Annotated in this window: 8 protein-coding genes; 7 read left to right on the top strand and 1 reads right to left on the bottom strand. The window is 70.9% G+C overall.

Going from position 1 to position 13600, the window contains the following annotated elements; genetic code table 11:
* The first annotated feature begins 91 nt into the window (after nucleotides 1-91).
* From ACIG5F_RS16990 to ACIG5F_RS16960, 7 genes are all read left to right on the top strand, one after another.
* Nucleotides 92-1798: a glycosyltransferase gene (locus ACIG5F_RS16990; protein WP_396518628.1), complete on the top strand. Its 1707-nt coding sequence runs from the start codon at nucleotides 92-94 to the stop codon at nucleotides 1796-1798.
* Nucleotides 1795-2505 carry a polysaccharide deacetylase family protein gene (locus tag ACIG5F_RS16985; RefSeq protein ID WP_396518627.1) on the top strand — a complete coding sequence of 237 codons (711 nt, stop codon included), beginning with the start codon at nucleotides 1795-1797 and terminating at the stop codon, nucleotides 2503-2505. Before ACIG5F_RS16990 ends, ACIG5F_RS16985 begins: the two co-directional genes overlap by 4 nt.
* 29 nt (nucleotides 2506-2534) lie before the next feature.
* Entirely contained in the window at nucleotides 2535-3449 is a 915-nt protein-coding gene (locus ACIG5F_RS16980) for an ornithine cyclodeaminase family protein (RefSeq protein WP_396518626.1), read from the top strand.
* A gap of 143 nt (nucleotides 3450-3592) precedes the next feature.
* Nucleotides 3593-5095: an LCP family protein gene (locus ACIG5F_RS16975; RefSeq protein ID WP_396518625.1), complete on the top strand. Its 1503-nt coding sequence runs from the start codon at nucleotides 3593-3595 to the stop codon at nucleotides 5093-5095.
* Between the two features lie 119 nt (nucleotides 5096-5214).
* A complete protein-coding gene (locus tag ACIG5F_RS16970; protein ID WP_396518624.1) occupies nucleotides 5215-6465 on the top strand; it encodes an MFS transporter in 1251 nt (416 codons plus the stop codon).
* Between the two features lie 60 nt (nucleotides 6466-6525).
* A complete protein-coding gene (locus ACIG5F_RS16965) occupies nucleotides 6526-9771 on the top strand; it encodes a S8 family serine peptidase (protein ID WP_396518623.1) in 3246 nt (1081 codons plus the stop codon).
* A gap of 80 nt (nucleotides 9772-9851) precedes the next feature.
* Nucleotides 9852-10949: an alpha/beta hydrolase gene (locus ACIG5F_RS16960; RefSeq protein WP_396518622.1), complete on the top strand. Its 1098-nt coding sequence runs from the start codon at nucleotides 9852-9854 to the stop codon at nucleotides 10947-10949.
* Nucleotides 10950-11493: 544 nt separating this feature from the next.
* On the opposite strand, the gene ACIG5F_RS16955 is transcribed toward ACIG5F_RS16960, so the two are convergent.
* Nucleotides 11494-13578 carry a putative bifunctional diguanylate cyclase/phosphodiesterase gene (locus ACIG5F_RS16955; RefSeq protein WP_396518621.1) on the bottom strand — a complete coding sequence of 695 codons (2085 nt, stop codon included), beginning with the start codon at nucleotides 13576-13578 and terminating at the stop codon, nucleotides 11494-11496.
* Nucleotides 13579-13600 lie beyond the last annotated feature (22 nt).

The raw sequence follows: 13600 nt of genomic DNA, 5'->3' as shown, positions 1-13600 counted from the left end.
GCCGAGGCCAGCTCAACCGGAGATCCGGACTTCGCTAGTCTCCACGCGTCCGGTCGGACTCGACCGGGTTTCCTTGTGAGGCTGGAGATAGGTGAACCGGGTCGTCATCGTGTCCGCCAGCGTCGGCGCCGGCCATGACGGCGCGGCGCGGGAGCTCGCGCGCCGCCTGACCGATCACGGTCACAGCGTGGACATTCACGACTACCTCGACATGCTGCCCGGATCGGCCGGACGGGCGCTGGGCGCCACCTACCTGCGCCAGTTGCAGGCCGCGCCCCGCACCTGGGACATCCTGCTGCGGGCGTTGCAGCTGTCCCGCCCGTTCGCCGCGCTGGTGTGCCTGCTGTTCAACATCGCCGGCCGCCGCATGCTGCGCGCGGTCCGGTCCGCCGACCTGATCGTGTCCACGCATCCCATGCCCAGCCAGACGTTGAGCCGTCTCAAGGGCAAGGGCCGGGTGACCGCGCCGGTGGTCACCTACCTCACCGACATGTCCGTGCACCGCCTCTGGGTCGCGCCCAACGTGGACCTGCACATCGCGCTGCACAAGGTCGCCGCCGAGCAGGCCCGCCGGCTCGGCGCCCGCCGCATCGCCGTGACCGGGCCGGCGGTCGGCCCGGCGTTCCGCCCGGTCGTGAACGCCGCGCAACGCCGCCAGGCGCGGGCGAAGTTCGGCCTGCCGCTGGAAGGCCGGCTCGCGCTGGTCGTGGCCGGCTCCTGGGGCGTGGGCGACATTGCCGACACCGCAAGGGATATCGCCAAGATCGGGCTGGCGACGCCGGTCGTGCTGTGCGGCCAGAACGAGACGCTGCGCCGCCGCCTGACCGACAGTGGCGACGGCATCGCGCTCGGTTGGATCGACGACATGCCAACGCTCATGCGGGCCTGTGACGTCGTCGTGCAGAACGCGGGCGGCCTCAGCTCGCTGGAGGCGCTGGCCACCGGGCTGCCGGTGATCACCTACCGCTGCCTGGCCGGCCACGGCCGCACCAACGCCGCCGCGCTGGACGACGCCGGCCTGGTGCCGTGGATCCGTGACCCCGACGGCCTCGCCGCCGCGCTGACCGCCGAACCGGGCAACGTCCCGCTGTCGACGCTGTGCCCGACCGTGGCCCTGGACGGGGAAATGGCCCACCACGATCCGGTGCCGGCGCTGCGTTCCCGCCGCCGCAAGCTGGCGATCGCCGCCGCGTCCACCGTGGCCGTCCTGTGGCTGGCCACGGTGGGCGTGAGCCTCGCCGTCGCCGGCGGCTTCCAGTCGGCCGGCCCGGCCAGCCGCCGCGGCGGATCGGTGTACGTGCTGGTCGCGGTGGACAGCACCAAGCCGATGTCCACCTCCACCATCGACAAGCTGGCCGCCGTGCACGGCGCCGCCGCGGTGAGCACCAAGGTGCTGCTCACGCAGCCGGAAACCGTGCGGGCGCTGGCGAAAGCCGGCGTGACCATCGTCAACGCCGCCGACGGCGCCCCGTACGAGACCGGCGTGTTCACCGGCCGGGCCTCCATCGGCCAGGTCGCCGCCGGCGTCGCCGCGGTCACCGGCCGGTCGCCGCGGCTGATGATCAGCAACGGCGAACTCGACGCCATCGACGTGGGAATCGTTGCCATGCACCGGGAACGCATCATCGTGCCGGCGGCGACGGTGCACTGCGGCGCGGCCATGGGGCACGGCATGAAGGGCGTGATCCTGGTCGAGTCCACCGGCGACTGCGACCTCGACGCCACCCTGGACGAGCTCTCGGCCATGGCCAGCCGGCACTCGGTGCGGCAGGCCTCGATCGAGGAGCTGGCGGCGTGATCCGCCCCCTGCTGGCCGGCGCGGCCGTCGCGCTCGCGGCGCACGCCCTGCCCGCGGTCACCACATTCCGCCCGGTGCGGCAACGGTTCGCGCCCGGCCTGAGCGGGGTCGGCGACCGGTCCCGGGTCGCGCTGACCATCGACGACGGGCCGCATCCCGTTGCCACGCCACGATTTCTTGACTTGTTGGCCCGGGAGCGTGTGCACGCCACGTTTTTCCTGCTGGGCCAGGAGCTCGAGCGCTATCCCGAGCTGGGCAAGGAGATCGCCGCCGCCGGGCACGAGATCGCCGTGCACGGCTGGACGCACCGGATGCTGTTGCTGCGTGGGCCGATCAGCACCCGTGCAGACATCACACGAGCCCATGAGCACATCACTGAGGTCACCGGTGTGACGCCACGCTGGTACCGACCGCCCTACGGCGTGCTGACCACGGCCGCCGCGCTGACCGCCCGTGGACTCGGCCTGACCCCGGTCCTGTGGACGACATGGGGCCGGGACTGGGAAAAACGCGCCAATCCCGACCACGTCTACGACACCGTGGTCAAGGGACTGCACGGCGGCGGCACGATTCTGCTGCACGACTCCGACTGCACTTCCGTGCCGGGTTCGTGGGCGGCGACCCTGGGCGCATTGCCGTGCATCCTCGCCGAATGCGACCATCGAGGCCTGAAGGTCGGGCCGCTGCGGTCACACCAGGTGAGCTGAGGGCGCCCGAAAGCGGGGGGCCACCGACGGTGTTGACCGTTGACGCCGCAAGAATCGGCGAGCTGCTGTCGTTCGACGTGCTGGTGCCCACCCTGCGCACCGCGTTCGCGCACGGGCAGCGGGCCACCGTCGCGCCGCAGGTGCACCGGCATCGGGTGGACAACGAACTCGACGCCACCATGCTGCTGGGCGCCTCCTGGACCCGGAACTACCTGGGCGTCAAGGTGAGCACTGTGTTTCCCCGCAACGTGCTCGCCGACCTGGAGTCGTTCTCGTCGACGTATCTGCTGTCCCACGGGCGAACCGGGCATCCGCTGGCCGTGCTGGACGGCGGCGAGCTGACCCGGCGCGCGACGGCCGGCGTGTCCGCGCTGGCCGCCGGTTACCTGGCCCGGCCGGACATCAGGACCCTGCTGGTCATCGGCGAGGACCGCTTCGCCCGCGCCGCGGCCCAGGCGTACCAGGCGGTGTTCGAGATCGACCGGCTGCTGGTGCTGGGGGACACGCCGGGCTTCGTCTGCGACGGCGTGATGGTGGCGGCCGTCACAGATCTCGAAGCCGCCCTTGCGACGGCTGACGCAGTGGTCTGCGCCACAGTGGCCACGTCGACGCCCGTGCTGCCCGGCGCCTGGGTCAAACCCGGCACTTTCGTGCACCTCGCGGGGAGTTTCACGCCGTACACCAGGGAAGGCGACGATGCCCTGATCGCCGACGCGTCGGTTTTCCTCGACACGTCAACGGCTCTGACCGAATCCGGCGACCTGGCCCAGCCGACCGTGGCCGGCATCGCCCCCAAGATCCGCGGCACCCTGTTCGACCTGTGCTCGGGCGCCGCCGTTGGCCGTCAGGACGAGGGCGAGGTCACCCTGCTCAAGTCCATCGGCACGGCCATCGCCGACCTCGCCACCGCGGCTGTGGTCCACACCTCTGTACCCTCGCAGTGAGAGCCGTCGCCGGCGGGCAGGGGGCGTCCTGCCCGCCCGGTAGCCTGGTCCACTGCAACCAGCCTGGTCCGGACGGCGTCTGAGCATTCGGGGACCGGAAGAGTTCCGGTGGTGTGGGCGTGGGCGAGGAGGTGGTTGGTCGCATGGCGGGCGTAGGCACGCGCATTGCCCTCATCGGCGGCAAGAGCGTGGTCGCGGCGGTGTCGGTGTTAGTGCTGGGCACCACGTATTACGGCTGGTCGACGATCTCCAACGCGGAAGCGAACGTCTCGCACGCCGACGTGATCGACAAGACGGCCACGCCGAAGACCCCGGGGCAGGACATGAACATCCTGCTGGTTGGCATGGACAGCCGAACCGACGCGCACGGCCTGCCGTTGCCCCAGAACCTGCTCGACTCGCTGCACGCCGGCCCCGACGACGGCGAGATCGAGGCCGACACGCTGATCGTGGTGCACGTGCCCGGCGACGGCACCGCCGCCTCGGCGTTCTCCATTCCCCGCGACTCCTACGTCGCGATCGACGGCGAGAACGGCAAAGACAAGATCAACGCCGCCTTCGGCTACGGCTTCAACGAGAAGAAGGCCGAGCTGGAGAAGCAGGGCGTCAAGGATCAGCAGAAGCTGACGCTCGGCTCCATGGACGGCGGCCGCAGCAAGACCATCAGGACCGTCGAGACGCTCACCGGCGTCACCATCGACCACTACGCCGAGGTCAACCTGTTCGGCTTCGCGCAGATCAGCGACGCCATCGGCGGCGTGCCGGTGTGCCTGCTGCACGACACGTCCGACGACCTGTCCGGCGCCAACTTCAAGGCCGGCCCGCAGACCGTGCAGGGCCTGACCGCGCTGCAGTTCGTGCGGCAGCGGCACGGCCTGATCAACGAGCTCGACCGCGAGCACCGGCAGCAGGCCTTCCTGGCCTCGATGGCCCACCAGATGCTGTCCACCGGCGTGCTCGCCAACCCGGCCAAGCTCAACGACATCATCAAGGCCGTGACCAACTCGATCACCGTCGACAACGGCTGGCAGCTGCTGGACTTCGCCGGCGAGCTGCAGGGCCTGACCGGCGGCAGCATCACCTTCAACACCATGCCCGTCACCAACGTCGACGGTCGGCTCAACGACGGCACCAACGTCGTCATGGTGTCGCCCACCGCCGTGCAGGCGTGGGTGAAGGCCCTGTTCAGCAAGGTCGGCAAGCAGCCCGACACCAGCACCGCCCCGACCACCACGTCGGCGCCCAACGCCAACGCGGCGACCACCGTCGACGTGTACAACTCCAGCACCCAGGGCGGTCTGGCCGCGCGGGTGTCGGACCTGCTCGTCGCGCAGGGCTACGGCAAGGGCGACGTGCTCACCGGGACCAAGCGCGCCACCTCGCTGGTCGAGTACTCGGCCGCCGACAAGGCCGCCGCGCAGAAGGTCGCCACCGCGCTTGGGGACCTGCCGATGGCCGTCAGCTCCGCGGTGTCGCCCGGACATGTGCGCGTGCTGCTCGGAAACGCCTACCACGGGCCCGGATCCACCGCGTCCCAGGGCGTGACCGGCGGCGGTCAGCTTCAGCTCGCGCCGTCCACCCCCACCACGACCGCCACACCGGACCGGCCGCAGCTCGACGCCAGCGGAGTCACCTGCATCCCTTAATCGGTGGCGTTCGCGCCGGCCGTGCGGTCACCATGACTGGCTGTGACCGAGCTTGCGAGGGCACCATTCAACACAGCGGCATTGGTCGCAGACTCGCCGAGCGCTAGCGAGGTGGGGCTGTGACTGTTCTCGACCTGAGTCCGTGGCGGACCTCGCGCGACTACCGGCTGCTGTGGTCGTCGGGCGCGATCTCCATGCTGGGCATGTTCATCACGTACGTGACCGTGCCGTTGCAGGTCAAGCAGCTCACCGACTCCTACGTCGCGGTCGGCGCGATCGGCGTGGTCGAGCTGGCGCCGATGATCGTGTTCGGCCTGTACGGCGGGGCGCTGGCCGACGCGTTCGACCGGAGCCGGATCGTGCTGCTCACCGAGGTCGGGCTCGGCCTGTTGTCGTTGCTGCTGCTGGTGAACGCGCTCCTGCCGCATCCGATGCTGTGGCTGATCTACGTCTTCGGCGCCGCTGCCGCCGCGCTCGGCGCGATACAGCGGCCGGCCCTGGACTCGCTGCTGCCGCGGGTCGTGCCCCGTGAGCAGATGACCGCCGCCATCGCCCTGAGCTCCATCCGATTCAGCGTCGGCGCCATCGTCGGGCCCGCGATCGGCGGCCTGATCGCCGCCACTTTCGGCGTGTCCGTGGCCTACGGCTGCGACGTGCTGTCGTTCGTCCTGTCGATTTTGCTGCTGTGGCAACTGAAAGCCGTGCCACCACCGTCCGATGCGGACAAACCGTCGCTGGCCGGCATCCTGGAGGGCCTGCGCTACGCCGGCAGCCGGCCGGAGCTGCTGGGAACCTACCTTGTGGACATAGCCGCCATGGTGTTGGCCATGCCCAACGCCGTTTTCCCTTTCCTGGCCGACGAACTCGGCGCACCCTGGGCGCTGGGCATGATGTACGCCGCCACCTCGGTCGGCGCACTGGCCGTCACGGTCACCAGTGGCTGGATGTCCACAGTGCACCGTCACGGGCTGATGGTCGTGCTGGCCGCCGGCGCGTGGGGATTGGCGATGGCCGGGGCCGGTTGGTCCGGACCGGTCTGGCTTGTCCTGTTCTTCCTGGCCCTGGCCGGCGCGGCCGACTGCGTCAGCGGACTATTCCGCATGACCATGTGGAACAACACCATTCCGGACAATCTGCGGGGCCGGCTGGCCGGCATCGAACTGCTCAGCTACACCGCCGGGCCGCAGCTCTCGCAGATCCGCGCCGGCGGCGCCGCCGCGCTGATCGGCGTGCGTCCGGCGATCTGGACCGGCGGCCTGGCCTGCGTCGTCGCCGTGCTGTGTTCGACCGGACTGTCCGGATTCATCCGATATAACGAAAATGCCCGACCGAAGGGGCAGGAGTCGGTCGCGCCAGTCGATCGGGGGTAGACGGGCCCACGCGCGGCAGCAGAGGATGCGGCTCTCTAACGTAGATTCGGGGAGGCTCACGTGAGAACGAGCAGAGCCGTCGCGCCCGCCGTGGTGACGGCGGCCGCCGCGGTGTTCGTGGCGATGATCGCGCCGGCCCAGGCGATCGCGGCCAACGCCGTCGCCGTCGCCGACGACCAGGCCGCGCCGCAGAACGTCATCGTGGTGATGCGGGACCAGCACCCGGACCTCAAGCCCAAGGTGCAGACCGAACAGCGCGCCGCCGCGGTCACCGGCGACCAGAATCCGGTCGTGCAGGACCTTTCCGCGCACGGCGCCACCGACGTCAAGCAGTTCGACACCGTCAGCGCCGTCGCGGCCAAGGTCAAGCCGTCCGAGGCGGATCGCTTGCGGGCCAACCCGAACGTCGCCGCCGTCGTGCCCGACATGACGTTCTATCCACAACAGACGGCCACCGATCTCAAGCCCAGCCCGCAGATCTGCCCGTCCGACCCGAGCAAGCCCCTGCTGGAGCCGGAGGCGCTCGACCTCACCCACACCACCCAGGCCCAGTCGACCGTCACCGGCAAGGGCGTGAAGGTCGCCTTCCTCGCCGACGGCGTCGACATCGACAACCCCGAGTTCATCCGCCCCGACGGCAGCCACGTCTTCACCGACTACCAGGACTTCTCCGGTGACGGCCTGAACGACTCCAGCGGCGGCGGCGAGGCCTTCGGCGACGCCAGTTCCATTGCCGCGCAAGGCGCCCGCACCTACGACCTGTCCACCGAGCTCCCCTACTCCGGCCTGCCCAAGGGCTGCGACATCAGGATCAGGGGCTTCGCGCCGGACGTGTCGCTGATCGGCATCAAGGTCTTCGGCCAGAACGGCGTGTCCACCTCGGGCATCCTGCGTGGCATCGACTACGCGGTGAACCACGACAAGGTGGACATCCTCAGCGAATCCTTCGGCAGCAACCCGTATCCGGACCCCGACACCGACCCCGTGACCCTGGCCGACAAGGCCGCCGTGGCCGCCGGCGTCACCGTCGTCGCCTCCACCGGCGACTCCGGCATCTCCGGCACCATCGGCTCCCCGGCCAGCGACCCGCAGATCATCGGCGTCGGCGCCACCACCGCGATGCGGCTCAACGCCCAGGCCTACGGCTATCCCGGCTGGACCAGTGACAACATCACCGGTCTCTCCTCGGGCGGCGCCACCTTCAACGGCAAGGTGCCCGACCTGGTCGCTCCCGGCTACGGCGGCATGGCCGCGTGCACCGTCGACCCGCGTTGGGACGACTGCACCAGCGCCACCGAGCCCTTCGGCGGCACCAGCCAGTCCGCGCCCTTCGTCGCCGGCGCCGCCGCCCTGGTGATCCAGGCCTACGAGCAGGCCCACCACGGCGCCCGGCCCTCGCCCGACCTGGTCAAGCGGATCCTCACCGGCACCGCCACCGACCTCAACGTGCCCGCCGACCAGCAGGGCGCCGGGCTGCTCAACAGCGACGCCGCCGTCAAGGCCGCGCTCGGGCAGGGCGGTCTCGTGCCGTCCGTGGACCAGGTCAGCCTCAGCGGCAAGGCCGGCACCAGCCAGCACACCTCGATCACCCTGACCAACACCAGCACCCGGCCCCAGGTCGTCACCGACACGTCCCGGACCGTCGGCGCCACCACCTTCACCGACGCGCGGACCATCGGCATCACCGCACCGTCCACTTCGGACAAACTGCCGGCCGAGGGCGCCCTGGCCGCCGCGCCCATCATCTTCACCGTGCCGCCCGGCACGCCGCTGCTGGACACCACCATGGTCTGGCCCGGCGCCAAGGGCTCCGGCCAGCTGTCGGTGATCCTCGTCGACCCGTCCGGCAAGTACGTGCAGCAGTCCTACGACTACGGCTTCGCCGACAACCAGTACATCACCGTGCACGACCCCGTGCCCGGCAAGTGGACCGCCAAGATCGTGTGGAGCAACGGCCGGGCCCACCTCCAGGAGCCGCCGCTCACCCCGGGCTCCTTCCGGGGCAACGCCTCCATCGAGTTCGTCGGCAAGAAGTTCGCCTCGGCCGACATCACCGGCACCCCGGCCAAGATCATCCCGGCCGGCGGCTCCGCCCGGTTCGACTTCACCGTTGCGCTACCGGCCAAGGCCGGCGACGTGCCGTCGTCCATCCAGTTCGACTCCATCGGCGGCTCGCACCTGACCGTGCCGGTCAACGCGCGGGCCCTCATCCCCGCCGTTGCGGGGCAGGACAACAAGTTCTCCGTCAACGTCATCGGCGGCGTCGGCCGTGGCTTCGGCGGCGGGCAGGGCTTCTACCTCGACGTGCCCGGCGGGCACCAGAGCCTCACCGTCGACCTCGCCGCCCCCGACTCCGGGACGCCCCTGGAGTTCTACCTCGTCAGCCCCGACGGGCAGATGCTCTCCGGCGACGTCAACGCCACCGAGGGCACGTGGAACGACTCCTCGACCCGGACCGCCAACGGCGGCAGCAGCCTCACCGTCGACCGCCCCGTGGCCGGCCGGTGGCAGCTGCTGGTGATCCTCACCAATCCCATCAGCGGCAAGGAGTTCAGCGAGCAGGTCAGCGGCAAGGTCCGCTTCGACGCCACCTCCGCGCGGGCCACCGGCCTGCCCGCCGGCGGCTCGATCAAGTCCGGCAGCACCGTGACCGCGTCCGTCGACGTCACCAACACCGGGCTGACCGGTCAGTGGTTCTTCCTCGACCCCCGGCTCGCCGGGCAGGCCAAGGTCGCACTGACCCCCACCGACGGCGCCACGTCGCTGACGCTGCCCCTGCACACCAGCGACACCGCCCCGCCCAACTACCTCGTTCCGCCCCACACCGGCAAGCTGTCCACCACCGTGACCGCTTCGCTGCCCGTCGACCTCGACATGTACAACGCCAAGGGCGCGCCGGAGAAGCTGGCCCTGGCCACCAACCGGCCCGACCACGCCGTCACCGACACCGCCTCGGCCAACCAGCTCGCCACCGGCACCTGGGGCACCGACGTCCAGTCCGTCGGGCCCTACCCCAACGGCGCCCCCGCCGGCACCGCCACGATCTCCGCCACCGCCCTCACCGCTCCCTTCGACCCGTGGTTCTCGTCCGAGACCGGCGACTACTGGCAGCGGGCCATCGCCGCCCCGGCCGCCACCCCCGTCTTCATCCCGGCCGGTGCCACCCGCACCATCAAGATCACCCTCAAGCCCGCCGGCCCCGCCGGCGCCACCGTGCACGGCACCGTCTACGTCGACACCTTCAACCCCCTCATCGACCAGGGCTCCGAACTGATCGGCCTCCCCTACAGCTACACCGTCAGCTGATCGAGTGAAGTCATCGCCGCACCGGGTGGACCGGTGCGGCGATGACACCCCATGCCACCCTCTTTACCTAAACTCCGCCCGTGTCCAAGGCAGCGGCTCTGCTCGTCGGCGTCACCCTTGCCGCAACGCTCACGCCCATCTCGACCGCGCCCGCCTTCGCCTCGCCCCCACCTGCGCCCATCTCAATCGCGCACGTCCTCGCGGTTACCTCGGCCCTGCCGCCCTCGATCGCGCCCACCTCGGCCGCGCCCACCTGCCGCGAAGTCGCGATCCCCGCGACCATGCCGCTGGCCGGCACCCAGACCGTCGCCGGCTCCCTCTGCTGGTCCGGCGCAGCCCCTGCCCCCACCCTGCAGATCCTGCTCGCCGGCGCCACGTACAACCGCTCCTACTGGGACTTCCCCCAGCAGCCGGACACCTACTCCTACGTCCGCCGCGCCGTAGCCGCCGGCTACACCACGCTGGCCCTCGACCGTCCCGGCACCGGCGCCAGCTCGCACCCCGCCGGCGCCCTGCTCACCAACGCCACCGAGGCCAGCGCCGTCCACCAGGTCGTCAACGCCGCCCGGCTCGGCAAGCTCTCCCCGACACCTTTCACCCGCGTCCTCCTCGCCGGCCACTCCTACGGCTCCGTCGTCGCCTGGTACGAGGCCGCCACCTACTCGGACGTCGACGCACTGCTCGTCACCGGCATGGCCCACGAGGTCCAACCCGCCGCCGCCATCCCCGTGGCCGCCTCCCTCGTCCCGCAGGCGAGCGACCCCCGCTTCGCCTCCCGGCCCCTCGACCCCACCTACCTCACCACCAGCCCCGGCACCCGCCAGATCTTCTGGCACGGCGACCACGACGATCCCTCCGTCGTCGCCGCCGACGAGGCCACCAAGGACACCGTCACCACCGCCGAGATCGCCGACACCCTCGTCGCCCAGTCCGCGTCCACCACCGACGCCATCGCCGTCCCCGTCCTCATCGCCGCCGGCCAACAAGACCTCGCCTACGCCATCGCCCTCTCACACGAGGCCGCCCACTACCCCCACTCCCCGTGCGTCGCCACCTACCTCCAACCCGACGCCGGCCACGACCTCAACCTCTCCCCGCACGCCCCCGACTGGTTCACCGCCGCCCTCGCCTGGGCCACCAACACCCTCGCCCCCGCTGGCACCCCACCCCACTGCTGACCGCCTCACCCCGCTGCTCACCGCGGCGCTGACCGCTCCAGCCATCGGACCCGCGCGCCCGCTGCCTGCCTCGACCGCCGCCGCACACCTCGAAGCCGGACGCACTGCTCCAGTGCCACCGCATTGCTCCAGTGTCGACGCACTGCTCTAACGCCGCGGCCCGGCTCGTCCGCTGACGCATTGCTCGAAGGCGTGCGCTTTGCTCGAATGCCGCAGCTTTGCTCGAAGGCGTGCGCATTGCTCGTCCGCCGACGCGCTGCACCAATGTCGACGCACTCCTCCAAGCCCGACGCATTGCTCCAGTGCCGACGCACTGCTCCAGTGCTGCCGCTCTCCTCGGCCGGTGATGCGTTGCTCGATTGCCGAGGCGTTGATCGAGTGCAGACGCAGTGCTCCAGTGCTGCTGCTTTCCTCCAGCGGTGGCGCGTTGCTCGTTTGCTGACGCGGTGCTCCACCTCCGGAGCTTTGGTCGGCGGCCGGCGCGATGGTGAAGCGCGGCGGCACTGCGTGAATGCGGCGGCGTCGCGCGGTGGGGACGGCCCGGCTACTGGGCGGCGGCGTGGAAGGAGTCGGCGGGGCCGAAATGAGGGCCGGCGGCGATGTCGCAGCCGAGGTCACGCCACCAGTCGGCCTGTGCGGCGGACTCGATTCCGGTGACGGCGACGGTGGTGCCGGCCTCGTGGGCCATGGCCACGAGCTGGGTCAGCGAGCGCAGCACGACGGAGCCGGGACCCTCGGGGCGGGCCTGGCGCTCGACGAGCCACCGGGCGATCCGAACGGAGCGAAGCTTGAGGTCCTCGAGGTGGGCGAGGTCCATGGGCCCGATGCCGAACTCCTCGACGACCACGTCGATGCCGTTCTCGACCAGGTAGGCGAGGTTGTCGGAGGCGACGCCGCCGAGCGAGCCGGCGGGCAGTCCGAGGCGGAGACGGGAGGTCGGCAGACCGGACTGACCCACTTCACGCAGCACCCGGGCGACGAGGTCTTCGTCGTTGGCCAGGCCGGCGGGCAGACTGACCTCGACGGGCGGCGCGTCGGCCAGCTCGGCGGCCTGCTCGCAGGCGCCCCGGAGCAGCCAGTCGCCCAGCGACGGCATCAGCCCGGTCCGCTCGGCGAGGTCGACGCACTGCCGGTGGTCGACGACGCCGTGCCCGGGCCGATCCCACCGCAGCATGGCCTGCACGGCATGGGTACGACCGCTGGCCAGCTCCACCTGACGGTCGAAGACGAGCCGAACCTCTCCGGTCTCCCATGCCCCGGCCAGCACCGCGGCCATGCCGTACCGCGTCCGGTCGTCGACGTCGAGGCGGGCGTCGTGCAGCTCCCACGGGGTGCCCTTGGACCGGGCCCGACGCAGCGTCAGGTCGGCGGTCCGCAGCACGTCCTCCATCGACATCTCGGCCGGCGGCCGGTGCACGACGCCGATGGTCGCGGACGCGGCGACGCCCTGACCGTCGGTCAGGTAGACCGGCTCGGCCAGCTGGTCGTTGATCCGCCCGATCATCGTCAGCACGTCGGGCGTGGCCGGCGAGTTCTCCACCAGCACCGCGAACTCGTCGTTGCCGAGCCGGGCGACCATGGCCCGCTCGCCGAGGAACGCCGACCGCAGCCGATCGCCGACGCTGCACAGCACCTGGTCCCCGACCTGCCGCCCGAGGCCGTCGGTGATCACGGAGAAGGCGTCCAGGTCGAGTTGGTAGAGCGTGGCGCCGGTGGTCCGGTCGACCTGGTTGAGCAAGGTCTCCAGCCGCGTGCTCAGGTACTGCCGGTTGGGCAGCCCGGTCAGCACGTCGTGCAGCGACTGGTGTTTGAGCTGGTTGCGCAGCAGCGCCAGCTCGGAGTCGTCGTCCACGATGACGATCAGCTCACGGCCGCCGCGGATCGGCGCGATCGACAGCAGCGGCCGCACCGGCTCGCCGTCGGACAGCAGCGTGGTGCGGCGGTGCCGAATCCGGTCGGTGCGGCCGTCGGTCAGCTCAGTGCACGCGGTCCGCATCCGCATGGCCTCGTCCTGGGGCATGACGTCGAACAGGCTCATGCCGGACAGCTCGTTCTCGCTGAGATCGAGGATCGCCCGCAGCGCCTCGTTGCTGCGCACGAAGCGGCCGGCCCGGTCGGTGATGCCGATGCCGCTGGCCGAGGCGGCGGCCACCTCGTCGAACCGGGCCAGCGCCGCGGTGAGGCTCTGCTGCGTCTCCTTGGCCGCGCTGAACAGCGACTTGGTGAGGTTCTGCTGCTGTTCGAAGATCGACTGCTTGCCCGAGTCGGCGTAGCCGGCGGCCAGCGCGCCGAGCGCGGTGACGACCCGCTGCGCGACCTGGTGGCGTCCGCGCAGCTCGGGCTGGGCGAGCAGTCCGGCGCCGAGCACCTCGACGGTGCAGGTCAGGGTGTCGTCGCTGACGCAGTTGAGGGCGATCAGCTGCCGTCCGACGCGACCGGCGGCCGCGATGTCCACCGGCTCCACCTCGGCCGCCCGGACCAGTTGGTCGAGCATGGCGCCGAACTGGGACTCGATCTCCCCGTGGGTGAGCGGCAGATAGTTGGACTTCGCGACCAGGTAGGCCCACTTCTTGGTGAGTCTGATCCGCTCGCGAGATCCGATCGGTTGCCGCGGCTGCGGGACGCTCATGCCGATCGGCCCGCGCCCGTGC

Source organism: Kutzneria sp. NPDC052558 (assembly GCF_044547355.1).
In the GTDB taxonomy this organism is placed as follows: Bacteria; Actinomycetota; Actinomycetes; order Mycobacteriales; family Pseudonocardiaceae; genus Kutzneria.
Note: the sequence above shows the minus strand (reverse complement) of the source record. Positions and strands in the feature narration are given on the sequence as shown.